The organism is Achromobacter sp. FW305-C-13, assembly GCF_058783475.1.
The window spans coordinates 2,140,311-2,165,052 of sequence record NZ_JBYSYN010000001.1 but is presented as its reverse complement, the minus strand read 5'-3'; the positions used below and the strand labels follow the sequence as shown (position 1 = coordinate 2,165,052).

Below are 24,742 nucleotides of genomic sequence, written 5' to 3'. Positions count from 1 at the left end.
GGATAGAAAACCATGAGCAACTCCTTGATCTTGCGCGGTTTGCTGCGCGTCGGCGCGGTGCTGATGCTGACCGCCACCCTGGCCGCCTGCGGCGGCGATGACGGCGACGACAGCAAGCCGGACAACGGCGGCGGAACCGAAACCCCGACGCCCGTGCCGCCCACGCCGGCCAAGCCCGAACTGCGTTGCGCGCCTTGAGCCGCGCTCCCTACCGAGTCATAGGAAACGAAACCGTGAAGTCCGAAAAAGACCCGATCCACGCCGGCAAGCGCCGCTTCCTGCGCAACGCCGCGGCGTCCACCGCCGGCCTGACCGCGCTGTCGATGTTCCCGCCCGCCATCCGCCGCGCGCTGGCCATCCCGGCCAACAACCGCACCGGCACGATCAACGACGTCGAGCACGTGGTCATCCTGATGCAGGAAAACCGCTCGTTCGACATGTACTTCGGCACGTTCAAGGGCGTGCGCGGCTTTGGCGACCGCATCACGATCCCGCTGGCGCAGAACCGTTCGGTCTGGGAACAGACCAATGGCACGCGCGTGGTCATGCCGTATCACCTGGACAGCACGCAGGGCAACGCCCAGCGCGTGTCGGGCACGCCACACGACTACGTGGACGCGCAGATGGCCTGGGACGGCGGCCGCATGAACCAGTGGCCGCGCTACAAGCAGAACCAGTCGATGGGCTACTACCGCCAGAAAGAGGTGGACTTCCAGTTCGCGCTGGCTGAAGCGTTCACCCTGTGCGACGCCTACCACTGTTCCACGCACGGCGGCACCAACACGAACCGCCTGTTCCACTGGACCGGCACCAACGATCCGCTGGCGCAGGGCAATGGCCCGTCGACCCGCAACCAGTGGGATAGCCTGGGCGCGTCCACCACCGGCTGGACCTGGACGACCTATCCGGAACGGCTCCAGAAGGCCGGCGTCAGCTGGACGGTCTACCAGAACCTGCCCGAGAACTTCGGCGACAATCCCTTGGCCGGCTTCCAGCAATATCGCCGCGCCAACGAGCAAGCCGGCAATTCCGCCAACGGCGCGCCGTACCCGGCCTGGACCCCCAGCATGGATGCGTCCAATCCGCTGTACAAGGGCACGGCCAACACCATGCCTGACGGCGGCTTCCTGCAGGCCCTGCGCGACGACGTCAACAACGGCAGGCTGCCGCAGGTGTCGTGGATCGTGGCGCCCGCCACGTATTCCGAACACCCCGGCCCGTCCAGCCCCGTCCAGGGCGCCTGGTACATCCAGGAAACGCTGGATGCGCTGACGTCGAACCCGGACGTATGGAGCAAGACCGTCCTGCTGATCAACTTCGACGAGAACGACGGGTACTTCGACCACGTGCCGCCGCCCGCCGCCCCGTCGCTGAACCCGGACGGTTCGATGGCCGGCGCGTCCACCGTCAACACCGACCTGGAACGCCACACGCACGCCTCGGCCCAGGACGCGGCCGACAACCGCGTCTACGGCCCCGGTCCGCGCGTGCCGATGTACGTGGTGTCGCCGTGGAGCCGCGGCGGCTGGGTCAATTCCCAGGCGTTCGACCACACGTCCGTGCTGCGTTTCCTGGAAGCCCGCTTCGGCGTGAAGGAAGAGAACATCAGCCCGTGGCGCCGCGCCGTGCTGGGCGACATGACCTCTGCGTTCAACTTCGCCACGCCCAACGACGAAAAGCTGCCCAACCTGAATCTGCAGACGCGCGCCGAATCGGACCAGAAACGCACCGAGCAGGAAGCCCTGACCGCCGTGCCGCTGCCGGATCCCAGCACCCAGGCCAAGCCGGTACAGGAAGCGGGCCACCGCTATTCGCGCGCCTTGCCGTACGAATTGCACACCAGCGGGCGCAGCCAGCCCAGCACGGGCAATATGTGGCTGGTGTTCTCCAACACGGGCAAGCAGGCGGCGGTGTTCCACGTCTATGACCGCCTGCACCTGGACCGCCTGCCGCGCCGTTATACGGTCGAAGCCGGCAAGCAGCTGGAAGGCAGCTGGGATACGGCGGTAGACGGCGGCAAGTACGACCTGTGGGTGCTGGGCCCCAACGGCTATCACCGCCAGTTCGCGGGCGACCTGGCCCTGGCCCGCACGGCGCAGCTGGATCCGGAAATCCGCGTCTGCTACGACATCGCCAACGGCGACGTCTATGTCAGCTTCATCAACAGCGGCAAAGACGCCTGCACCTTCGAAGTCACGCCCAACGCCTACTACAGCAACAACGAGCGTTGGACGCTGACCGTGCCCGCCGGCAGCAAGGTCGAGCAGCACTGGGCCCTGGAAGGTAGCGGCCACTGGTACGACTTCACGGCGCGCCTGGCCGAAGATCCGTCGTACCTGCGCCGCTTCGCGGGCCGCGTCGAAACCGGCAAGTCGTCGGTGACCGACCCGGCGATGGCGACCTAAGGGTCAGGCAGCGGTCTGCGGTTCGCGCGCCCGGAATGCCGTGGCGCACGCATCGCAGATCGCCGCCGTGATGCCCTGGCGCGCATGCTCGCGCCGTTCGAGCATGCCAATGGCCCGCGAAAGCGGGCCTAAGTCCTGGGGCAGCGTCAAGATCCGCAGTTCCGGGCTGTGCTGCCAGTTTGACCCGTTGATCAGCGGCAGCAGGGTCACGCCCACTTCCTGGCGCACCAGTTCCACCAGCGTCTCGATGGCGTTGAGTTCCAGGAATTCATTGAGCGGCACCGCCAGGCGCCGCAGCAGGCGGTCGATCTGCAGCCCCGTGCGCTGGGTGCGGTCAAAGCGCAGGAAGGGGTTGTTCGCCAATACCTGACGGGCGTCCTTGCCCGCGGCGGACGCCGGGGCGATCACCACCAGTTGCTCTTCATATAGCGGCGTCCAGCGCGTGCTGGCCATCTTGCGGCCGGCTTCCACGAGGAAGGCCGCGTCCAATTCGCCGTCTTCGACCTTGCCGGCCAACTCGCTGGCCTTGCCCGACAGGATGCGCACGTCCAGCTTCGGGTGGGCCTTCTTCAGGCCCGACACCACCTTGGACAGGGTCCCCATGCAGGACACGATGCTGCCGACCGACACCGCGCCAGCCAGTTCGCCCGGCACGGTGCGCGGCAAGCGCATTCGGTCGTATAAATCCAGTAAATGCTTGATTTCAGGTAGCAATTCCCGGCCGGCTGCGTTAAGAATGGCAAGACGCCCGCTGCGGTCGAACAGTTCGCGGCCAAGCTCCGCCTCCAGGGAACGCATCTGGAAGCTGACGGCGGCCTGGGTCAGCGCCACTTGCTCGGCGGCTTCGGAAAAGGAACCGTGATGGGCGACTGCCAGGAAAGTGCGTAAAAACCGGATCGTACTCATAAAATTTTCTTTTATGACGGAACAAAAAATCAAATTGATTTAATTAGATCACGAGAGTACCTTCGCCTGCTTAACCGTTCAGACCGTTTAGAGACAAGCCGATGAAAACCTTTGACTGGGTCAACCCGTATCCTTCCGTACGCATCCCGCTGTTTGCGCGCAACGTGGTGTCCACGTCGCATCCGCTGGCAGCCCAAGCCGGGTTGCGTATGCTGCTCAAGGGCGGCAACGCCGTGGACGCCGCCATTGCGGCCGCCGCCACGATCGTGCTGGTCGAACCGGTTTCCTGCGGCTTGGGCGGCGACTGCTTCGCCATCGTCTGGGATGGCAAGGAACTGCATGGTTTGAATTCGTCGGGCGTGGCGCCCGCCGCCTGGAACACCGAATACTTCAAGGCCAAGTACGGCACGGGCCCGGACGGCCTGGCCATCCAGCCCAAGCGCGGCTGGGACTCGGTGACGGTGCCGGGCGTGGTGGCCGGCTGGGCCGCGCTGCACGAAAAGCTGGGCAAGCTGCCGTTCGAGCAACTGTTCGAACCTGCCATTGAAATCGCCGAGCGCGGCTATGCCGTGCCCCCGGTGGTGGCGCACAAGTGGGGCGCCGCAGCCCAAGAACTGAAATCGCAGCCGGGTTACGCCCAGGCATTCATGCCGGAAGGCCGCGCCCCCAAGGTCGGCGAACACTTCCGTTTCCCGGACGCCGCCAATACGCTGCGCCGCATCGCCGAATCCAAGGGCCGTGACTTCTATGAAGGCGAACTGGCCGAACGCATCGCCGCCTTCAGCAAGGAATGCGGCGGCGCGATGACGCTGGAAGACCTGCGCAACTACCGCCCGGACTGGGTCAAGCCGATTTCCAAGTCGTACCGCGGCTACGAGCTGCACGAGATCCCCCCGAACGGGCAGGGCATCGCTGCGCTGATTGCGCTGGGCATCGTCGAACGCTTCGACATGTCGGACATCCCCGTGGATTCCGTGCAGTCGCAGCACATCCAGATCGAAGCCATGAAGCTGGCTTTTGCCGACCTGTACAAGTATGTGGCCGACCCGCGCGCCATGCAGGTCACCCCCGAGCAGATGCTGTCGGACGCCTATCTGGACAGCCGCGCCAAGCTGATCCGCCTGGACCAGGCCACCCATTTCGAAGCCGGCCGCCCGCACGCCGGCGGCACCATCTACCTGACCGCCGCCGACGAAAACGGCATGATGATCTCGTTCATCCAGTCCAACTACATGGGCTTCGGGTCGGGCGTGGTCGTGCCGGGCACCGGCATCAGCATGCAGAACCGGGGCGTCGGTTTCTCGATGGACCCCAAGTCCGCCAACGTGGTCGAAGGCGGCAAGCGTCCGTTCCACACCATCATCCCGGGTTTCCTGACGCGCGGCGGCAAGCCGGTCATGAGCTTCGGCGTGATGGGCGGCGACATGCAGCCGCAGGGCCATATGCAGACGGTCGTCCGCATGATCGACTACCACCAGAACCCGCAGGCCGCGTGCTGCGCGCCGCGCTGGAAGGTCAACCGCGACTTCACGCTGGACATCGAGACCAACATGAAGGCTTCCACCATTGCGGGCCTGAAAGACCTCGGGCATGCTTTGAAGTCCGTTGACGATCCCTACATGGACTTCGGCGCCGGCCAGTTCATCTGGCGCATGTCCGAGACCGACAACGAACTGGGTTATGTCGCCGCCAGCGACAGCCGCCGCGACGGCCAGGCGGTCGGCTTCTAAACGTTAAGCTCGCAAGCAACAAGGGGAAAAACACAATGAAACGCTTGACCATGACCTTCGGCACCAGCTTGCTGGCGCTGGCTGCGGGGGCGGCGTGCGCCCAGAACATCCGGATCGGCCTGCAGGAAGACCCGGACGTCCTGGACCCGCACCGCGCCCGCACCTACGTCGGCCGCATCGTGTTCACGTCGCTGTGCGACAAGCTGGTGGACATCGATCCCAAGCTGCATTTCGTGCCGCAACTGGCCACGTCGTGGTCGTTCAGCCCCGACAACAAGGTGCTGACGTTCAAGCTGCGCGAAGACGCGCTGTTCCATGACGGCACGAAGTTCGACGCGCCGGCGGCCAAGGCCAACCTGGAACGCGCCATGAGCCTGCCGGACAGCCTGCGCAAGGGTGAACTGGCTTCGGTCGAGAAAGTGGATGCGCCGGACGCGTCCACGCTGGTCCTGACCTTGAAGAAGCCGGACGCCACCTTGCTGGCCCAGCTATCCGACCGCGCCGGCATGATGCTGTCGCCCAAGACCTTCGCCGACGCCGACGTGGCGTCGGTGGGCCGCAAGCCCGTGTGCTCGGGCCCGTACAAGTTCGTCGAACGCATCCAGAACGACCGCATCGTGCTGGAGAAATTCGACCAGTACTACGACGCCAAGGACTACGCCTTCAAGCGCGTGACCTTCCTGCCCATCCCTGACACCACGGTTCGCCTGTCGAACCTGCGTGCGGGCGACCTGGACATGCTGGAGCGCCTGAATCCGTCGGACGCGCCGCAGGTCAAGAACGATGCCAGCCTGACGTTTGCGCCGGTGGCGGGCCTGGGCTTCCAGCAGTTCATGTTCAACGTAGGCAACGGCAAGCGCGCCGAAGACAACCCGTTCAAGAACAAGCTGGTGCGTCAGGCGTTCCAGTACGCGCTGGACCGCAACGCCATCAACGACGTGGCAGGCGGCGGCATCTTCGAACCCGCCCAGCAGCCGTTCCCGCCGGCCAGCCCCTATCACAGCGACAAGTTCCCGGTTACCAAGCGCGACGTGGCCAAGGCCAAGGCATTGCTCAAGCAAGCCGGGTTCGACCGCGTGAAGGCCGAACTGGTGTTCGGCAACAACACGACGACCTCGTCGATTGCCGAGATCGTCCAGGCGATGGCGTCCGAAGCGGGCTTCGACCTGTCCTTGCGCCCCACCGAATATGCGGCCTTGCAGAAGGAATCGTCGGCGGGCAACTTCCAGATCGTGATGCTGGGCTGGTCCGGCCGGGTCGATCCCGACGGCAACGTGCACGCGTTCGTGACCTGCAAGGGCGCGCTGAACGATGGCCATTACTGCAACCCGGAAGTGGACAAGCTGCTAAACGAGGCCCGCACGGTGCCCGACGAAGCGAAGCGCAAGGAAATCTACGATCAGGCGCAGACCATCATCCAGGACGAGCTGCCGGGCGTGTACAACTACTACCAGCCGTGGCCGTTCGCCATGGGCAAGAAGGTCAAGGGCTTTACGCCGTATCCTGACGGCATGATCCGCCTGAAGGGTGTGACGTTCGCGCAGAAGTGACGACGAGGCGCGGCGTCCTCCCGGGGGCGCCGCGCACGTTGGAGGCGGCGACGCGTCCAACGGTTCTTTGCGGCGGCCGCGCGCCAGGTGATGTTGGCCTGACGCCGTCCGCCGTTCCTGTTCTACGGTTTTTCCCACATGCTTAAACTCATCTTGCGCCGCGTGGTCGTCGCGATACCGACACTGATACTGGTGTCGATGATCGTCTTCATGCTGCAAAAAATCCTGCCCGGCGATCCGGTGCTGACACTGGCCGGCGAAGAGCGCGACCCGGCCGTCCTGGACTACCTGCGCGACAAATACCGCCTGAACGATCCCTTGCCCGTGCAATACGCGGCCTGGGCCGGCCAGGTGCTGCAAGGCGACCTGGGCAAGTCCCTGCGCACCGACGTGCCCGTCACGACGCTGATCGCGCAAAAGCTGCCCGTCACCCTGCAACTGGCTGCGATGGCGATGTTCTTCGCGCTGCTGATCGGCATCCCGATGGGGATCATCGCAGCGGTGCGCAAAGGCAAGCCCATCGAAATGGGGGCCAACATCGCGGCGCTATCCGGCATGTCGATCCCCAACTTCTGGCTGGGGATCATCCTGATCATGGTGGTGTCGGTGCAGTGGAAGCTGCTGCCGGCCTCGGGCTACGTGTCGCCAGCGGAAGATTTCTGGCTGTCGATCAAGACGATGCTGATGCCCTCGCTGGTGCTGTCCACGGCGATCGCGGCCTACCTGATGCGGCACACGCGTTCTTCCATGCTGGAGGCGCTGTCCGCCGACTACGTGCGCACCGCGCGCGCCAAGGGCGTGTCGCCGCGCCGCGTGGTGCTGCGCCACGCCTTGCGCAATGCGCTGATGCCGATCGTCACGCTGGTGACCTTGCTGTTCGGCGAATTGCTGGCCGGCGCCGTGCTGACCGAGCAGGTCTTCACGATTCCCGGTTTCGGCAAGCTGGTGGTGGACGCGGTGTTCACGCGCGACTACGCGGTGGTGCAGGGCGTGGTGCTCTGCGTGGCGGTGGGCTTCATCCTGATGAACCTGCTGGCCGACATTCTGTACATCCTGGTCAACCCCCGCCTGAGGCACTCATGAGCGCACTTCCTGCAACGGCCGCAGCCGTCACGCCGCCCCGCAGCCGCAACCGCGCCTGGGGCAAATTCAAACGCAACCACATCGCGATGCTGGGTCTGGGCATCGTGGCGTTCTTCGTCCTGCTGGCCGTCCTGGCGCCGTTCATCGCCAACCACGACCCCCTGCAGACCAGTTTCACCACCATCCGCAAGGCGCCGTCGGCGTCCTATTGGCTGGGCACGGACGAACTGGGCCGCGACATTTTCAGCCGCATGGTCTATGGCGCCCGCGCCTCCCTGATGGCGGGCCTGGTGTCCGTGCTGATCGCGCTGGTCGTGGGTGTGCCGTTCGGGCTGGCGGCCGGTTACTTCGGCGGCTGGACCGATAGTTTCATCTCGCGCGCCACCGAGGCGCTGCTGGCCATTCCGTTCCTGATCCTGGCCATCGCGCTGGCCGCCTTCCTGGGGCCCAGCCTGACCAACGCGATGATTGCCATCGGCGTGTCGGCGGCGCCCAAGTTCGTGCGCTTGACGCGCGGGCAGGTGCTGGCGGTGAAAAACGAAGACTATGTGCAAAGCGCCCGCGCGCTGGGCGCATCCGACTTGCGCATCATTGGCCGGCACGTGTTCCCCAACGTGATGCCGCCGCTGATCGTGCAGGCCACGATCACCATCGCCACGGCCATCATCGCCGAGGCCAGCCTGTCCTTCCTGGGCCTGGGGCTGCAGCCGCCGACGCCGTCGTGGGGCTCGATGCTGAACACGGCCAAGAACTTCATGACCCAGGCGCCCTGGATGTCGATCTTCCCCGGATCGGCCATTTTCCTGGTGGTGCTGGGCTTCAATCTGCTGGGCGACGGGCTGCGCGACGCGCTCGATCCGCGTCAGGAAAAGTAATCACTATGGCAACCATGGATCCCAAACGCGTCGTGCAGGTCAATGACCTGACCGTGCGCTTCAAGACCCCCGAGCGTACGGTCGAAGCCGTGCGTAACGTGTCGTTCCACGTCGATCGCGGCGAAACCCTGGCCATCGTGGGCGAGTCCGGTTCGGGCAAGTCCGTGACTTCGCTGGCGCTGATGCGCCTGGTGGAGTACGGCGGCGGCAAGATCGTCAACGGCGACATGTTCCTGCGCCGCCGCAACGGCGAGGTGCTGGACCTGGCCCACGCACCCGATTCCACGCTGCAACGCGTGCGCGGCGCCGACGTGGCGATGATCTTCCAGGAGCCGATGACGTCGCTGAACCCCAGCTTCACGGCCGGCAACCAGATTGCCGAAGCCCTGCAGCTGCACCAGGGGCTGGACGCGGCCGGCGCGCGCGCCGAAACGCTGCGCATGCTGGAACGCGTGCGCATCCCCGAAGCTCGCGCCATCCTGGACCGCTACCCGCACCAGTTGTCGGGCGGCATGCGCCAGCGCGTGATGATCGCGATGGCGTTGTCGTGCAAGCCCCAGCTGCTGATCGCCGATGAGCCGACGACCGCGCTGGACGTCACCATCCAGGCCCAGATCCTGCAACTGATCCGCCAGTTGCAGGAAGAGATGGACATGGGCGTGATCTTCATCACCCACGATATGGGTGTGGTGGCCGAAGTGGCCGACCGCGTGCTGGTGATGTATCGCGGCGACAAGGTGGAAGAGGGCGGTTCGGACGAGATCTTCGCGCGTCCGCAACACGCCTATACGCGCGCCTTGCTGTCGGCCGTGCCGCGCCTGGGCGCCATGCACGGCACCGACGAGCCTGCGCCGTTCCCGCTTCTGAAAGTGGAGGAAGCCGCCCACGTCGCCGATCCGGCCGCGCTGGTGGACGCGCCCGTGGCGGCGCCGAGCACCGTTCGCCGCGAAAACGGGCCGGTGCTGAAGGTGCGCGACCTGACGACCAGTTTCGATATCACCGGTGGCATCCTGGGCCGGGTGCAAAAGCGTGTGCATGCGGTCGAAAAAGTCAGCTTTGACCTGTACCCCGGCGAGACGCTGTCTCTAGTGGGCGAGTCCGGTTGCGGCAAGACCACGACGGGCCGGTCGCTGCTGCAACTGGTCAAGAGCAAGAGCGGCACGATCGAGTTCGACGGCAAGAACATCGGGGCGCTGCGCGGCAGCGCGATGCAGACCTTGCGTCAACACATCCAGTTCATCTTCCAGGACCCGTTCGCGTCGCTGGACCCGCGGATGACGGTGGGCTATTCCATCATGGAGCCGCTGTTGATCCATGGCGTGGCCCGCGGCAAGGCCGCGCAGGACCGCGTGCGCTGGCTGATGGACAAGTGCGGCCTGCTGCCTGAAATGATCGACCGCTATCCGCACGAGTTCTCGGGCGGCCAGCGTCAACGTATCTGCATTGCGCGGGCGTTGGCGCTGAATCCCAAGGTTGTGATCGCGGACGAGTCGGTGTCGGCGCTGGACGTGTCGATCCAGGCGCAGATCGTGAACCTGCTGCTGGATCTGCAACGTGAGCTGGGCGTGTCGTTCCTGTTCATCTCGCACGATATGGCGGTGGTGGAGCGCGTGAGCCACCGGGTGGCGGTGATGTACCTCGGGCAGATCGTCGAGATCGGACCGCGCCGAGCGATCTTCGAGAACCCGCAGCATCCCTATACGAAGAAGCTGATGGCGGCAGTGCCGATCGCGGATCCGCAGCGGCGGCATCGCGAGCGTTCACTGCTGGTGGATGAGATTCCCAGCCCGATGCGTAAGTTGGGGGATGATCCGTTGGTGGAGCCTTTGGTGGCCGTGGGTGACGGGCATTTTGTGGCGCGGCATGCTATTGGGGTGTATTGAGGCGGGGGTGCATTCGGCGTTTGATCGGTTGCGTTTTTAACGCGCAGTCGGCGCCGGGGTGGGGGCGGGCGCGGGTCAACGATTGCGGTCCGGAGCCTTCGCTCCGGACGGCCCCGTCGTCATCTTCGTCACCGCCGTTGGCGGTTCCTTCAGATTCCCTCGGGCGCATCGACTCCCCGCGCCCACCCCCACCCCGACGCCGACTGCTCCACCGATTGCCTCTGCCTGCCATCGGGGAGGGCGGGGTGCTTGGCGTTTTTGCCCCGGGCCAGGAGGGGTGAAGGAGTTTGCGGGGCCGCCAAAGACGGCCGCGCGGGCGGCCTTTTTTGGCGTTCAAGCGTCTTGCGGCGGGACAATGACGCTTCGCGCTCGCCGAAACGGTGTGGCGCATCCCGTAGGATGGGTGGAGCGCGGCAAGGCCTGCCTAATTCAGAGGCCGCCAACGCGCGTAACCCATCGGGGTTCGCCCGCACCGATCGTGGTTCACAAAGACCGCCTTACGCGATCCCCCCACCGTACCTACCATCTCCCGCGTCAGCGCTTCTCCAGCGCCAGCTTCAATCCAAACGCAATGAACACGGCACCGGTCATACGGTCCAAACCGCGCATCACGGCGGGGCGGGACAGCCATCTTGCCAGTGGGCGGGTGGCGGCGACGAGAAGGGCGAACCAGAGCACGCCCAGGAGCGCGTGGATGGCCGCCAGTAATAGGCTGAAGGTCAGCACATCGCTGCCTGCGGGGATGAACTGGGGCAGGAACGTGATGTAGAAGATGCCCACCTTCGGGTTCAGGGCATTGGTCAGACACCCACGCAGAAACCAGCCTGTGGCGCTGGTGGCAGCGGGCGCGCCGCGGGGGACCGGATCAGAGGCGGTCGCGTGCGGGCCCGGGCTGCGGCCGGGCAGGGTGCGCCACAGCAGTTTGGCGCCCAGGTAGAACAAGTAGACGGCCGCGCAGATCCGCAGCGTGTCGTAGGCCAGCGAGGATACGGCCAGCAACGAGCCCAGGCCGAAAGCCGCGATGGCGCCCCAAAGCAGGCATCCCGCACAAATACCCAGCCCCGCCATCAGTGCCCGGCGTCCGCCTTCGACGGCGGCGGTGCGCAAGACAAGCGCCGTATCGAGACCCGGGGTAATTGTGAGGATAGCGGCGGCCAGCGTGAAGGCGAGCAGAGCGGCGGTGGCGGTCATGGTCGGAAGACGAGGGCGCAGACGAAAAGGGGATGTCGATGTGGGCAAAGTCCACAATAAGTGTAACGCCGCCACCCGTCATTTAGCCCCGACGCCGGATGGGCGGCGCGCGCGCAAAGTCCGCATGCGCAAGCCGCCCCGTGCCGCGCGCCGCCCATCTCTACCACTCCCCCGATGGAGGCGCCCCGAGCAATCCCGCCCCGCATGCGCGAAGCGGCCCCCGCCCGACGACGCACGGCACGTATGCCGATTGTGGCCGCCCGGGCGGCCACAATCGGCGGGCCCCGCAAGCCTCGACACCGACCACGGCTCCAACAACGCACCGGGCCCGGACAGATCCAGCTTGTCGGCGTGGGGGGCAGGGGCGCGAGCAACCTCGATGCGCCCGAGGGAATCGGAAGGGAGCCGAAGGCGGACGACGATGACGACGGGGCAGTCCGGCGCCGGCGCGCCGGACCGCAATCGTGGGCGCGAGCGCCCCTGCCCCCCACGCCGACAAGCGACCTACGAAGTGCCAGCACACAGACCAACTCACGAGGCCACGCGAAACACGCCCCTCCCGCAAGCGTTATCATGGCGGCCTTCACGCAATCTGCACGATTTCAACGGATTTTTCACCATGGCCCTGCGCGCCACCATCTACAAGGCCGAACTAAACGTCGCCGATACGGACCGCCACTACTACGGCAGCCATTCGCTGACGGTCGCCCGCCATCCTTCGGAAACCGACGAGCGCCTGATGGTCCGCCTGGTCGCCTATGCCCTGCATGCGCAGGAAGAACTGGCGTTCACCAAGGGCCTGAGCGATACCGACGAGCCCGACTTGTGGGTCAAGGACCTGACCGGCGCGGTCAAGCTGTGGATCGAAGTGGGTCAGCCCGAAGAACGCCGCATCTTGCGCGCCTGTGGCCGCGCCGATGAAGTCATCGTGTACTGCTACGGCGGGTCGGCCAGCAAAATCTGGTGGGACGGCGTGCGCAACAAGCTCGAGCGCACCCGTAACTTGAAGGTCATCAACCTGCCGTCGGACCAGACCCGTGCGCTCGCCAAGCTGGCCGAACGCACGATGCAGCTCAACGCCAACATATCGGACGGCATCGTGTACTTTTCGGCCGACAAGGGCGAAGTCAGTGTCGAGCCGGAGGCCTGGCGCTAGGCGCCGTGCCTGCATCGCCGCGTTACAAATTCACCCCGTATTTTTCTTGCACGGGGTCTTTTTGCGGGATTAATATGATGATCATAATATTTCGGATTCCCGACCATGCCTGGCCCATCATCCCGTAAAGCGCTTTCTCACGAACGCATCGTCGACGCCGCGGCGCGCGCGATTCGTCGCGAGGGTTATGCGGGCGTCGGCGTGGCCGACGTCATGAAAGAGGCTGGGCTGACCCACGGCGGCTTCTACGCGCATTTCCCGTCGCGGGATGCCTTGCTGGCCGCCGCGATGGAACGCGCCGGTCGCGATGGCGCGGCGCGCATGTCCAAGAGCATGGAGCAACGCCGGGCCGACGGGGCCAGCCCCTTGCGCGCCTGGGTTGAGGCGTATCTGGGCGAGGCGCATCTGAAAGGTTGTGAAGGGGGCTGCCCGGTGTCGGCACTGGCTTCCGAGATCCCGCGCCAGTCGTCCGAAGTGCGCGAAGCCTCGGCGGTGCGTGTGCAACGCCTGATGGAAGCCGTGCGGCAGGCGCTGCCGGCAACAGCCGGCGAACATGCCGCCGCCGCGGTGACCAGTACGCTCGTGGGCGCGTTGCAGCTGGCCCGGGCGCTGGGCGACAACGCCGAAGGGCGCGCGGTGCTGGCCTCTGCCCGCCACGCCATCCTGGACCAATACGACCGCGAGGCCAACGCCCCGTCTGCCTGACCCGAACCGAATCCGAAGGCCGCATTGCGCGGTTTTTTTACCGGCCGTAAATATGATGATCATCATATTTAGCCAACACCAGTTGCTCTATCTACCCCCCAAGGACATCCCATCATGGATCTCAAGAATGCAGTGGTTTTGATTACTGGCGCCAACCGCGGTTTAGGGTTGGCCTTTGCCCGCGAGGCGCTGGCCCGCGGGGCGCGCAAAGTCTATGCCGGCGCACGCGATCCGTCGACCGTCACCTTGGCGGGCGTCGAAGCGATCAAGCTGGACGTGACGAATTCGCAAGACGTGGCGGCCGCCGCGGCGCATGCGTCGGACGTGACGCTCGTCATCAACAACGCCGGCATCGCAGCCATCGGCGGTTTCATGGCGGAGGGCAGCATCGAGTCCGCGCAGCGTCATCTGGACACCAACCTCTTCGGCTCGTTGCGTGTGGCGCAGGCGTTCGCGCCGGTGCTGGCCGCCAATGGCGGCGGAGCGCTGCTGAATGTGCTGTCGATTGCCAGCTGGATCAACGGCCCGCTGCTGGGCGTCTACGCCATGAGCAAGTCGGCCGCGTGGGCCATGACCAACGGGTTGCGTAACGACTTGCGGGCGCAGAAGACGCAGGTGCTGGGACTGCACATGGGCTTTGTGGATACGGATCTGACCAAGGGCATCGACGGCCCCAAGTCGACGCCGGAATCCATCGTGAGCCAGGCGTTCGACGGGCTGGAGGCGGGCGCCGAAGAAGTGCTGGCCGACGACCGGACCCGTCAGGTCAAGCAGGGTCTGTCCGCCGAACCGGCGGTTTATCTGAAGGCGCTGGGATAAATCCATCATGCACGCTACTGCCCGCTCCGCGCCGGCATCTCCGCCGGCCATCTCTGCAAACGAACCCGACTCCGCGAACGACCCCGCTATCGCGCCCGCCGCGGCGTCTCCGTGGCCGATCTTCTGGGTTGCGAGCATCGCCGTGTTCCTCGTGTCGCTGGACAGCACCATGCTGTACGCGGCGTTCGGCGCCTTACGCGCCGGCTTTCCCGAGGCCTCGGCCGCGGACATGTCGTGGGTGCTCAATGCCTACACGGTCGTGTTTGCCGCCATGCTGATCCCCTCAGGTGGTCTGGCCGATACGCATGGCCGCAAGCGCATGTTCATGGTCGGGGTGGTGCTGTTCCTGGCCGCCTCGGCCGCATGCGGCCTGGCAGGCAGCGTGGGGTGGCTGATCGCCGCCCGTGTGCTGCAGGCCGTGGGCGCGGCGCTGCTGACGCCGGCGTCGTTGTCGATCGTGCTGGCGGCCTTTCCGTCCTCCCAGCGCGCCGTGGCGGTCAGTCTGTGGGGCGCCGTGGGCGGTTTGGCCGCGGCGGTCGGCCCCAGCCTGGGGGCGTTCGTCGTGGACATGGCGGGCTGGCCCTGGGCCTTCTACATCAACCTGCCGTTGGGCGCCTTGTCGCTTTGGTACGGCGCAGGTTTGCTGAAGGAGTCCGTGAAGGCTGATGCGCGCCGCCGCGTGGACGGCGTCGGCATGGCGTTGTTGATGGTGGCCGTGGGCGCGTTGGCGCTGGCGATTGTGCAGTCGGAATCGCCGTCCTGGAGCCGGCTGGAGCTGGGCGTGGTGGCCGCCGTGGGCGTCGTTTCGCTGGGGGCTTTCGTGGCCTGGGCGCGTGCCACGCCGCACCCGCTGGTGGATTTGTCACTGTTCAAGCATCGCACCTATCGCTATGTGAACCTGGCCACGCTGAGCTTCGGCATTGCGTTCGCGATGATGTTCTTCGCGTTCTTTTTCTACATGACGGGGGTGTGGCATTACAGCCTGCCGCGCGCCGGCCTGGCCGTGACGCCGGGGCCGCTGCTGGTCATGCCGACGGCGATCCTGACCGGGCGCCTGGCCGCGCGGATGGGCCACCGTCCGTTCCTAGTGGGCGGCTCCTTGATCTACGCGGCCAGCGGATTGTGGTTCCTGCTGGTGCCGGGCGAGCAGCCCGCGTATCTGACGCAATGGCTGCCGGGCCTGCTGCTCAGCGGGATCGGCGTCGGCATGGTGTTGCCGTCCTTGTCGGGCGCGGCCGTCAGCAAGCTACCCGCGCAGCACTATGCCGTGGGCAGCGCCGTCAACCAAGCGACGCGGCAGATCGGCGGGGTGATGGGTGTGGCGATCACGGTGCTGATGCTGGGCCATGGCGCGGTCAGCCACGCCGCCTTCTCGCCGCTGTATGTGGCGCACGTGGCGCTGGCCTTGGTGACGGCGTTGCTTTGCCTGGCGGTGGACACCCGGCCAGGCAAGCGCTGACCGTCATTGCGTGCAGGCGTCCGGCGCAAGGTTGGCCGGATCGCCGCAGGCATTCCATTGCGCGGGCGTCATGGCGGGCACCAGCGCGACGCGCCCCATCGGGTCGAAATAGAAAAGGACGCGGCCCGGGTGTTTTTGCATGGCCAGCCAGATCTGCTCCTGGGCCTGTGGCGTGACGTGCGCCGCGCCTTGGGCGTCGGTTTCGCCCTTGGCCAGCACGGTCTGCACGGCAGGGTCCCAGGAAGACTGGTCGTCGCCGTCCATCGGCACCTCGTCGGCGATGCGTACGATGCGCCATTCCATACCGGGAATTTCACCTGGGAATGCGGCCAGGTGTTCGCGCAGGCGCGGATACAGGCGGTCCGGGCGCGCGGCGGGTTCCGGATAGGCGTAAGGCCCCTGGCTGTCGTTCGGTGCGACAAACGCGGAGTACTGGCGTACGTAGCGCTGCGCCGGCTTGCCCTGCGCGTCCAGGGTCTGGACGGCCAAAGGCTGGCCCGGCGATAACGTGTCGATCACGCGCAGCAAGCGGCCCGAGGCGTCGCGCACGTAATGCCGGCTGGCGCCGGGGCCTTTGGCGTCGCCGCAGCCGTCATCGATGAAGGTGCTCAGGACGCCCCGCGCATCGCGTTGCAGGCACGCGCGCCGGGTTGCGGCATAGGGCTGCGCATCGGACGAGCCCGACAGGTCGTATTCGGTGTAGGCCGCCAGCGCACCCGCCGTGTCGTAGGCCAGGACATACCCGCCTTCCAGCACCGTCCTGCCGCGGATCTTGCCATACCGTTCCACGCGGCACAGCCTGCCGTCCGGGCTGAAGTAAAGCCGGGTCGGGGCGACCGTGCCCGGCGTTTCCCGGGTCCGGTAGGCCGACCAATCGACCTTGTCCGTCCAGGTGTGCGGATCCGGGTCGCCGCGCTCGTTGGTCCAGGCAAGTTTGCGGTTCGTCGGCACGCGTTCCCCCTGTTTGCCGAGCAGAACGCGGTCGTTCGCCAAGTCGGCGGACACCGGCACGGCGGGCAGTGTGGAGGGTTCGGAAAAATCGGTAACGGCCGGACCGCAATCGGCAAACGCGGGGGTGGCAAGCAGCGCCTGGGCGGCGGCCAGGGCAAGGACGATCGGCAGCTTACGCATATTGTTGCGCGTCCATGTACTTCACCAGATCCCAGAATTCCTTCGATACCCCGCCCAGGCGCAGCTTGCCCTGTGCGTCTTCAAACAGCAGGAAGGGGTAGGCGTCGCGCGTCAACACGCCGGGGTCCGGCAGCCGGTATGGCTTGAAGATTTCCGGGTTGTTGAAATAGTTCTCCAACCGCCCGCCGCCATCCACATGCATGTAGCGCACGCGCAAAGTCTGCTGTTTGAACGCGGCCTGGGTTTCCGGATAGACGCCGCCATCGCCCGCGACAACCGAATTGGACAACGCCGCCATGAACACGCGCTGGATGCCCACAAACCGGATTTCACCATGGGTGGTGTCGCCTTGGGCGCGGGCCAGTTCCTTCACCACCTGCGAGGCGCGCGAACCGGGCACCAGCGTGCCGGCGAACAGTTTGTCCACATCCGCATTTTCCCGATCGGGCATTTGGCGGAACTGTTGGAAATCCCGACGGAAATCCTGCAGCCATTGCTGGTAGCGCTGGTTTTCCGCTTGCCGGTCGAACGTCTGCGCAAAGCTGGCGCCCGCATGCAGAGTGATCAGGCTGGTGATTGCCAGCAGCCAGAAGCGTCGGAACCAAAGGGTAAGCATGGGAGGGGACATGTCGGTGACCAGGCTGCCAGGGAAAGGGGGAGGGGGACGCGTGAAGGCGATCATTGTGGGGGATCCGCTGCCTCTGGCGTCGCATCCGTTGCCAGCGCGCGTGGGCGGCCGGGCCTGCCGAAGAACCAATAGGTGCAAAGCAGCGAGCCCACGATGCCGGGCAGGGCGCCCACGCTCAAGGGGAATAGCAGGTCCGTCCATCTGAAGTCTTGGCTGCCGAAGGCGGCCAGGAACAGGAATCCGTACAGGCCGCCCGCCACCGTCATCATGCCCAAGGCGGGCCAGGTCGGAAGAACGGGTTTGAGCGCGCCCGCCACGACGCCGCACAGCAGCGCCGGCACGATGCCGAAGACGTAGAACCACGGCAGGCCAAGGACGGCCACGATCAGGTTCTGGGGATCCCGGGTCACCGCCGAGAGGGCCAGCATGAGCGCGGCGCCGCCGACGGCCGGGGCGATGAAAGCGTACATGAGGCCACCGGCGACAAGGTCGCTGACGATGCGGCGGCGGGTGTCGTCGGGCTTGGGGTGCCGGAAGCGGTAGCCCACGGCAGCCAGGGTGCCAAGAAGGAGCAGGCCGAGAACGAGGTAGGGTCTCATTACCTTATTCTGGCATAAGCGGCCCCGCGCGGCGCGAGCCTCCTTGGCGCCGGGCGGGAGCCAGCCTTCCGCGCCTTAGCGCGGCGTGCGCTGATGCGGGACCAGCGGCGGCACGGGCCGGTCCGCGATCAGTTCCCAGAAGCCGGGCAGGAAGCACTCGGCCACCAACAGCGGTTGGCCCTGGCGCCAGAACACGGATCGGCGCGCCCAGATGCGGGCCGCGTCGTGGTCCTGCTGGTCAGGCGGCAGGACGCCACGCGCCGTGGCGTGAAACGGCACCGGGCGCGCCAGGCGGCGGCAGGCGAAGGGCGACCGGATGACGGTGCTGTCGTGATACAGCATGTCGGCCAGCGGCCGGGTCAGCAGCCGGCGCATGCCTTGCCAGGCGCCGTGCGACGCGCCCAGGGGCGTGAGGCTGCGGGCCGGCACGCTGTCCACGCCGTTCACCGACATCAGCACTTCCCGGATCCACACGGGCGTGCCGGGGGCGATGCCCATGGCGCGAGCCTCATCCAGCGGAGCGCCGTCGGCGTATTCGGCCAGCACGCGCAGGCGGACCTGGCCGACTTGGCGCAGGCCGGCGGTCAGCGCGCCGGGGCGGAACAGCCAGTGGCGCACGGCCGGCGACAGGATGGGCGGGGCGACGGAGAGCCAGCCAGCGGCAAGGGGAGGGTGATGTGCTGCGGGTTTCATCATGGCTGCGTATTATGCCAAGCTCGGCTGACGGCCCCAATGCGTCGCAATGACGCAGCGGCAAGGGCGACGCCGTAAAAAGGGCTGCGCGGCTAGCGGCCGGCCCGCGATTCCTGCGTCCGGGAAAGCACTTATTGTCCCGGGATCGGCGCGATCTCTATTATTTGCCCACGGTCAAGATTGACCGGAATGCCTTTCCTCCCGTTGACGGGACCCGCAATCGGCTTTGGCCGTTTCGAGCAAGGCATGCAGTACCCCGCAGCAATAATTGCTGCTTGAACATTTGGTATGGCTATAGAAGCCCCCGACTTGCACGCGATGCGTGGTCGGGGGCTTTTTCGTTTTCAATTTTCAAATTGGGAGATCGCATGCAAGCGTCGGACACGCAGAGTTCCCCGGCCACGGCCATCTGGGTAGCCAGTGTGCAGATGGCCCCCGTGATCGGCGACGTCGCCGCCAATGTGGCCCGTTCGACCGAACTGGTGGAGCAGGCCGCCGCAAAAGGCGCGCGGCTGGTGGTGCTGCCCGAATTGGCGAACACGGGTTACGTATTCGCGAGCCGCGAAGAGGCTTATGCATTGGCCGAAGCCGTGCCCGGCGGCCCCAGTTCGCAGGCCTGGATCGCGCTGGCGCAGCGCCTGGGCATCTACCTGGTGGCGGGCATTGCCGAACGCAGCGGCGACCGCCTGTACAACGCCGCCTTGATCGCGGGCCCTTCCGGCTACATCGGCACGTATCGCAAGCTGCATCTGTGGGGCGACGAAAACCTGTATTTCGAGGCTGGAGACCTGGGCCTGCCGGTGTTCCATACCGAGCTGGGCCGCCTGGGCGTGGCCATTTGCTATGACGGCTGGTTCCCCGAGGTCTACCGGCTGCTGGCGGTGCGCGGCGCGGACATCGTGGCGGTGCCGACCAACTGGGTGCCGATGCCAGGGCAGACGCTAGACGGGCCGGTGATGGCGCATGCGCTGACCATCGGGGGCGCGCACAGCAACGGCTTGACCGTGGTGTGCGCCGACCGCGTGGGCACCGAACGCGGCCAGCCTTTCGTGGGCCGCAGCCTGATCGTGGGATCGCAGGGCTGGACGGCCGCGGGCCCCGCCAGCGTCGACCAGGAAGAAGTGCTGCTGGCGCCCATCGACGTGCAGGCCTCGCGCCGGGCGCGCCAATTGAACGATTTCAACCACGTGCTGCGCGACAGGCGCTGCGATATCTACGACGAGCAACTGGGCGCTGATGGCGCCCCGCGGCAACGTTAAGCGATGGCCCATGGCCGACTCCCAAGGAGCAACCTCATGAAACCCCTGTTCAGCAGCTTCCGCCTCCGCCTGTCGTTCGTCGCATTGCTGGCGGGTGTCGCCAGCGCGCACGCGGCAGAACCTTTGCGCATCGGCGTCCCGGTCGGCTTGTCGGGCGCCAACAGCGTCGTGGCGCCCGGCGTGGTGCAGGCGTCCCAACTGGCGGCCGACGAGATCAACGCGGCTGGCGGCATATTGGGCCGCCAGATCGTGCTGGAGATCGCCGACGACGCCTCGGGCGCCGTGGGTGCGCAAAAGGCCTATGACACGCTGGTCTTCCAGAAGAAGGTCGATGCCATCATCGCCATGGAAACCAGCGCGGCGCGCAATGCCGCGCTGCCTATCGTGTCGCGCGGCAAAGTGCCCTATATCTACACCTCGTTCTATGAAGGCCGTTCGTGCAACCGCTGGATGCACGTGAACGGCTGGGTGCCCGAGCAGCAGGTGGCGCCGGTGGTGGACCACTTCATGAAGGAGCGCGGCGCCAAGACCTTCTTCCTGGTCGGCAGCGACTACGCCTTCGGCCGCGGCATGCTGAAGTTCACGCGGGAATACATCGAGAAGCAGGGCGGACGCGTGGTGGGCGAGGAATACCTGCCCATCGACGGTTCGGACTGGACGTCCGTGGTGTCGAAGATTCGTTCGGCAAACCCGGATGCGCTGATCAGCTCGACGGCGGGGGGCGGCCCGAACGTCAGCCTGGCCAAGCAGGTCAAGGCGGCGGGCCTGTCCATGCCCTACGGCAACCTGGCGATCGACGAAGGCACGGCCAAGACCATGGGCGACACGGCGGTGGGCATGTACATGTCGGCGTCGTACCTGACCAGTATCGATACGCCGCAGAACCGCAAATTCCTGGACGGCCTGAAGGCGAAATTCGGCAACGATGCCAAGACCGCGAATGAATTCTCGGGCCCGCAGTACGAAGCCTTCTATCTGTACAAGGCGGCGGTCGAGAAGGCGGGCGGCATGGATCCGCAGAAGGTGGTGCAGGCCCTGAGCGAGGTGTCGTTCGACGGCCCCCGCGGCCCCGTCAAGATGGACCGCCAACGGCACGCGGCGCTGACCATGCGCCTGGGCCAGGTGCAGCAGGACGGTTCCATCAAGATCCTGCAGACGTTCGATAAGGTGGACCCGGGTGCGCAATGCCCGGATCTGAAGTGACGCCGCAGTAATGTGATACGCGCCGCCGGCCCGTCCGGCGGCGCCGGAGATCGATATGGGTTTGCTGCTGGACATCTTGAGCACGGCCGCCATGCTGTTCATCGTGACGTCGGGGCTGATGATCATCTTCGGCGTGATGAAGATCGTCAATTTCGCGCACGGGGCGATTCTTACGCTGGGAAGCTATGCCAGCCTGGTCGTGACGCAGTTGGGCCTGAACCCCTGGGTGGCCCTGCCGTTCGCGTTGGCGGTCGGCGTGCTGGTGGGCATGGGCGTTGAACGCCTGATCGTGCAGCCGCTGTACAAGCGGCCGCTGGACGCGATCCTGGCCACGTGGGGGCTGGGCATCGTGATCGGCCAGCTCATCACCGTGTCATTCGGGCGCGAAGTGCAGTTCGTGGATTCGCCGATCCAGGGCGCCGTGTCCTTCCTGGGCACGGAGTACTCGGCGTACCGCCTGTTCCTGGTGCCCGGGGCGCTGCTGATCTACGCCGCCATGACGCTGCTGCTGAACGGCACCCGCTTCGGCGTGCGGACCCGCGCCGTGATCATGAACGAGGACCTGGCGCGTGGCCTGGGCATCAACGCCGAGCGCATACGCTTCACGACCTTTGGCCTGGGGGCGGGGCTGGGCGCGCTGGCCGGCGCGCTGATCACGCCGTTATCCAGCGTCGATCCGAACATGGGCCTGCCGTGGCTGGTCAGCGCCTTCATGCTGGTCATGGTGTCGGGCCATTCGATCACTGCATTGCTCCTGACCTGCCTGGCCTATGGCGCTTGCCAGGTGCTGGTGAGCATTTTCGTCAGCCCGATCCTGGGCGGCGTCACCATCGCCGTATTGGCCGCGCTGACGCTGCGCCTGCGTCCCCAAGGATTCGCCCATGACTGACCATACGCTTGCCCAAGACGCGCAGGCGGCCTCCGTGCCGGCCTCGCGCTCGCCGCGCGGCCAGGGACTGCCGTGGCTGGCAGCCATGTGCCTCGCCCTTACCGTGGCCGGCCCCTGGCTGTTCGACACCTACTTGCTCAACGTGCTGATCAAGGCGCTGTTTTTTGCGATGGCGGCGGTGACGGTGGATGTGCTGTGGGGCTACACCGGCCATCTGACGTTCGGCCAGTCTGCCTTTTTTGGCGTGGGCGCGTATGCCGCCGGCCTGGCCTTCACGCATTATGGGTTTTCGCCTGGTACCGCTGCGCTGGCCGCAATGGCGGCAGTGGGTACCGCGGCGCTGCTTGCGCTGGTGACGGGGTGGCTGTCGTTCTATCGGGGGGCGTCGCCATTCTTCGCGACGGTCATCTCGCTGGTGCTGCCCATCGTGCTGATGCAGCTGGTGTTGGCCGGCGGCACCTATACCGGGTCGTCGTCCGGCCTGACGGGCTACGAGACGTTCGACCTGTCTCTTGAGGCCTGGTATGTGATTGCGGCGGGAACGCTGTCGGTGGTGGCCTTGCTGGCGTGGGTCGTGGTGCGCAGCGACGGCGGGCGCATCCTGGTGGCGCTGCGCGACAACGAATCGCGTTGCAGCTACCTGGGCCTGAACACCGCCCACTGGCGCATCGTGCTGTTGGTAGTGTGCGGCGCCGTGGCCAGCCTGGCGGGGTTCGGCTATGGCGCGTTCAGCGGCGTGGTGGCGCCGGAGCTGACAGGATTCGTGTTCGGCACGGAGTTGATCATCTGGGTGGCGCTGGGCGGACGCGGCACCATCTGGGGCCCTGTACTGGGCGCCATCCTCATCAATGTGGCGGGTTCTTACCTGAGCGGGAACCTGCCTTTCCTGTGGCAATTGTTGCTGGGCGTGACGTTCATCCTGGTGATCCTGCTGTTGCCGCGCGGGCTGTTGCCGCTGCTGACGGCGCCGTTCCGGCGGCGCGGCGCGGCAGCTCCCGTGCCCACGCTTGGTGTGCGCACCGGGCAGCCGCAACCGGCCAGCGGGGCATCGTGGGCCTTGAACCTGTCTGGCGTGGCCAAGCGCTTCGGCAGCCTGAAGGTGCTGGAAGGCATCGACCTGCGGGCCAAAGGCGGTGAGCTGGTGGGCCTGATCGGCCCCAACGGCGCGGGCAAGACCACGCTGATGCGCTGCATTGCCGACGGCGCCGAACGGTCCGAAGGCGATCTGGAGCTGTACGGCCACCGGGTCCTGCGGGACGGTCCGGAGCAATGCGTGCGCTACGGCCTGGGGCGCAAGTTCCAGAACGCCAACGTGTTCGACACGATGACGGTGGCCGAAAGCCTGCGCATCGCCACGACACTGCGCGAGCAGCCCTCGTGGTGGCGCCGCGCGTCCACGTTGGATCTGCCGCCTTACGCGCTGGAAGTGCTGCGCGTGACGGGGCTGGACCAATGCCTGGGCAGCGTGGCCCGCGACCTGTCACACGGGCAGCAACAGGCGCTGGAACTGGCGATGGTGCTGGCGCTGGAGCCGCGCATCGTGCTGCTGGACGAGCCTACGGCGGGCCTGTCGAAGGCTGAGCGGGCGCAGATCGGCCAGATGCTGTCGTCGCTGGCGCACAAGTACGGGCTGTGCTGCCTGCTGGTGGAGCATGATCTGGACTTCGTGAAGGAGGTGGCGACGCGGATCGTCGTCCTGCATCAGGGCCGGATCGTCATGGACGGGAGCTTCCGCGACGTCGTGGAATCCGAATTGGTGCGTACCATCTACGCGGGCAGCGCGCAGACCGCGCAAGGAGCAGGGCAATGACGGGTACTGCGCCGGCATTACGCCTGGACGGCGTGTCCAGCGGCTACAAGGGCTCGGTGGTGCTGAACGATATTTCGCTGTCGGTCGAGCGCGGCGCCTGCGTGGCGCTGCTGGGCAAGAACGGCATGGGCAAAAGCACGCTGCTCCAGACCATCATGGGCTACCTGCCCAAGTTGCGGGGGCGTGTCAGTGTGGGCGGGGTGGACGCCACGCGCTTGCGCCCGCACGAGGTGGCGCGCTGCGGCGTCGCCTACGCGGCGCAGGAACAGCCTCTGTTTCCCGACCTGAGCATCCGCGACAACTTGCGGCTGGGCCTGCCGAACGAGAAACTCTTCGACGAGCGCTTCGCCGACATCACCGAGCTGTTCCCGGTGTTCGCGACGCGGCTGCGCCAGCACGCCGGCACCTTGTCGGGCGGAGAGCAGAAGATGCTGCTGGTGGCGCGCGGACTGATGCAGCGGCCCGAACTGCTGCTGCTGGATGAAATCACTGAAGGGCTGCAACCCTCGGTGATCGAACGGTTGGGCCGCGCCCTGAACTGGGAGCGCGAACGGCGCGGCACGTCGATGTTCATCGTCGAGCAGAACGTGGCTTTCGCGCTGGACGTGGCCGACCGCTATCTGGTGCTCAAGCAGGGCGCCATTGTGGACGCAGGCGACGCTGGTGCGCCCCAGGCCATCGGCAATATCATTGACCATCTCAAGGTATGAACGCCGCCATTTCGGTTTCCTCCCTGGCCGGCACGCTGGATTCACGCGTAAGGACGTC

The 24,742-nt window shown here is 66.1% G+C and carries 22 protein-coding genes; 16 read left to right on the top strand and 6 right to left on the bottom strand.

From position 1 onward, the window contains the following. Window positions 1–12: 12 nt before the first annotated feature. Together AC3WMU_RS09720 and AC3WMU_RS09715 are read left to right on the top strand one after the other, a co-directional pair. On the top strand, window positions 13–198 hold the full coding sequence (locus tag AC3WMU_RS09720) for a hypothetical protein (RefSeq protein WP_006227372.1): 186 nt from the start codon (window positions 13–15) through the stop codon (window positions 196–198). 35 nt (window positions 199–233) lie between these two features. Next, entirely contained in the window at window positions 234–2,405 is a 2,172-nt protein-coding gene (locus AC3WMU_RS09715) for a phosphocholine-specific phospholipase C (RefSeq protein ID WP_006227373.1), read from the top strand. Window positions 2,406–2,408: 3 nt separating this feature from the next. Here AC3WMU_RS09715 and AC3WMU_RS09710 read toward each other — a convergent pair whose 3' ends face one another. Next, entirely contained in the window at window positions 2,409–3,311 is a 903-nt protein-coding gene (locus AC3WMU_RS09710) for a LysR family transcriptional regulator (RefSeq protein WP_006227374.1), read from the bottom strand. 101 nt (window positions 3,312–3,412) lie between these two features. Between AC3WMU_RS09710 and ggt the strand changes: the two genes are divergently transcribed. From ggt to AC3WMU_RS09685, 5 genes are all read left to right on the top strand, one after another. Further along, entirely contained in the window at window positions 3,413–5,041 is a 1,629-nt protein-coding gene (ggt, locus tag AC3WMU_RS09705; protein WP_006227375.1) for a gamma-glutamyltransferase, read from the top strand. A gap of 35 nt (window positions 5,042–5,076) precedes the next feature. Continuing rightward, window positions 5,077–6,591, top strand: coding sequence for an ABC transporter substrate-binding protein (locus tag AC3WMU_RS09700; RefSeq protein WP_492282227.1), 1,515 nt, complete (start codon window positions 5,077–5,079; stop codon window positions 6,589–6,591). Between the two features lie 138 nt (window positions 6,592–6,729). Next, a complete protein-coding gene (locus tag AC3WMU_RS09695) occupies window positions 6,730–7,674 on the top strand; it encodes an ABC transporter permease (protein WP_006227377.1) in 945 nt (314 codons plus the stop codon). Continuing rightward, window positions 7,671–8,549, top strand: a complete 879-nt coding sequence (gene nikC / locus AC3WMU_RS09690; protein ID WP_006227378.1) for a nickel transporter permease — start codon at window positions 7,671–7,673, stop codon at window positions 8,547–8,549. The genes AC3WMU_RS09695 and nikC overlap by 4 nt, the downstream gene beginning before the upstream one ends. A 14-nt stretch (window positions 8,550–8,563) precedes the next feature. Continuing rightward, entirely contained in the window at window positions 8,564–10,432 is a 1,869-nt protein-coding gene (locus AC3WMU_RS09685; RefSeq protein ID WP_085946983.1) for a dipeptide ABC transporter ATP-binding protein, read from the top strand. 534 nt (window positions 10,433–10,966) lie between these two features. Here the strand turns inward: AC3WMU_RS09685 and AC3WMU_RS09680 are convergent. Next, window positions 10,967–11,623, bottom strand: coding sequence for a LysE family translocator (locus tag AC3WMU_RS09680; protein ID WP_006227380.1), 657 nt, complete (start codon window positions 11,621–11,623; stop codon window positions 10,967–10,969). A 619-nt stretch (window positions 11,624–12,242) separates the two neighbouring features. Between AC3WMU_RS09680 and AC3WMU_RS09675 the strand changes: the two genes are divergently transcribed. The 4 genes from AC3WMU_RS09675 to AC3WMU_RS09660 all read left to right on the top strand — a co-directional run bounded on the left by AC3WMU_RS09675 (window position 12,243) and on the right by AC3WMU_RS09660 (window position 15,762). Continuing rightward, window positions 12,243–12,779: a YaeQ family protein gene (locus tag AC3WMU_RS09675; RefSeq protein WP_006227381.1), complete on the top strand. Its 537-nt coding sequence runs from the start codon at window positions 12,243–12,245 to the stop codon at window positions 12,777–12,779. Between the two features lie 105 nt (window positions 12,780–12,884). Further along, window positions 12,885–13,484, top strand: coding sequence for a TetR/AcrR family transcriptional regulator (locus tag AC3WMU_RS09670; RefSeq protein WP_280028622.1), 600 nt, complete (start codon window positions 12,885–12,887; stop codon window positions 13,482–13,484). 114 nt (window positions 13,485–13,598) lie between these two features. Continuing rightward, window positions 13,599–14,303, top strand: a complete 705-nt coding sequence (locus AC3WMU_RS09665; RefSeq protein ID WP_280028620.1) for an SDR family oxidoreductase — start codon at window positions 13,599–13,601, stop codon at window positions 14,301–14,303. Between the two features lie 7 nt (window positions 14,304–14,310). Beyond that, window positions 14,311–15,762, top strand: a complete 1,452-nt coding sequence (locus AC3WMU_RS09660) for an MFS transporter (protein ID WP_492282226.1) — start codon at window positions 14,311–14,313, stop codon at window positions 15,760–15,762. A 3-nt stretch (window positions 15,763–15,765) separates the two neighbouring features. On the opposite strand, the gene AC3WMU_RS09655 is transcribed toward AC3WMU_RS09660, so the two are convergent. The 4 genes from AC3WMU_RS09655 to AC3WMU_RS09640 form a co-directional block, all read right to left on the bottom strand. Then, complete coding sequence (locus tag AC3WMU_RS09655; protein WP_492282225.1) at window positions 15,766–16,893, bottom strand: hypothetical protein; 1,128 nt, start codon at window positions 16,891–16,893, stop codon at window positions 15,766–15,768. Continuing rightward, window positions 16,886–17,521, bottom strand: a complete 636-nt coding sequence (locus tag AC3WMU_RS09650) for a hypothetical protein (protein WP_424626051.1) — start codon at window positions 17,519–17,521, stop codon at window positions 16,886–16,888. Before AC3WMU_RS09650 ends, AC3WMU_RS09655 begins: the two co-directional genes overlap by 8 nt. A gap of 50 nt (window positions 17,522–17,571) precedes the next feature. Further along, window positions 17,572–18,120: a hypothetical protein gene (locus AC3WMU_RS09645; protein ID WP_006227387.1), complete on the bottom strand. Its 549-nt coding sequence runs from the start codon at window positions 18,118–18,120 to the stop codon at window positions 17,572–17,574. Between the two features lie 75 nt (window positions 18,121–18,195). After that, window positions 18,196–18,816 (bottom strand): chorismate--pyruvate lyase family protein, encoded by a 621-nt coding sequence (locus tag AC3WMU_RS09640; RefSeq protein WP_006227388.1) that lies wholly within the window; start codon window positions 18,814–18,816, stop codon window positions 18,196–18,198. Window positions 18,817–19,181: 365 nt separating this feature from the next. Between AC3WMU_RS09640 and AC3WMU_RS09635 the strand changes: the two genes are divergently transcribed. The 5 genes from AC3WMU_RS09635 to AC3WMU_RS09615 are packed head-to-tail and all read left to right on the top strand — an operon-like array spanning window position 19,182 to window position 24,684. Next, window positions 19,182–20,072, top strand: a complete 891-nt coding sequence (locus AC3WMU_RS09635) for a nitrilase family protein (protein WP_424626050.1) — start codon at window positions 19,182–19,184, stop codon at window positions 20,070–20,072. A gap of 36 nt (window positions 20,073–20,108) precedes the next feature. Next, window positions 20,109–21,275 (top strand): substrate-binding protein, encoded by a 1,167-nt coding sequence (locus AC3WMU_RS09630; protein WP_492282224.1) that lies wholly within the window; start codon window positions 20,109–20,111, stop codon window positions 21,273–21,275. A 55-nt stretch (window positions 21,276–21,330) separates the two neighbouring features. Beyond that, window positions 21,331–22,164 (top strand): branched-chain amino acid ABC transporter permease, encoded by an 834-nt coding sequence (locus AC3WMU_RS09625; RefSeq protein ID WP_492282223.1) that lies wholly within the window; start codon window positions 21,331–21,333, stop codon window positions 22,162–22,164. After that, a complete protein-coding gene (locus AC3WMU_RS09620) occupies window positions 22,157–23,974 on the top strand; it encodes a branched-chain amino acid ABC transporter ATP-binding protein/permease (protein ID WP_492282222.1) in 1,818 nt (605 codons plus the stop codon). Before AC3WMU_RS09625 ends, AC3WMU_RS09620 begins: the two co-directional genes overlap by 8 nt. Beyond that, window positions 23,971–24,684 (top strand): ABC transporter ATP-binding protein, encoded by a 714-nt coding sequence (locus tag AC3WMU_RS09615; RefSeq protein ID WP_492282221.1) that lies wholly within the window; start codon window positions 23,971–23,973, stop codon window positions 24,682–24,684. The genes AC3WMU_RS09620 and AC3WMU_RS09615 overlap by 4 nt, the downstream gene beginning before the upstream one ends. Window positions 24,685–24,742: the final 58 nt, after the last annotated feature.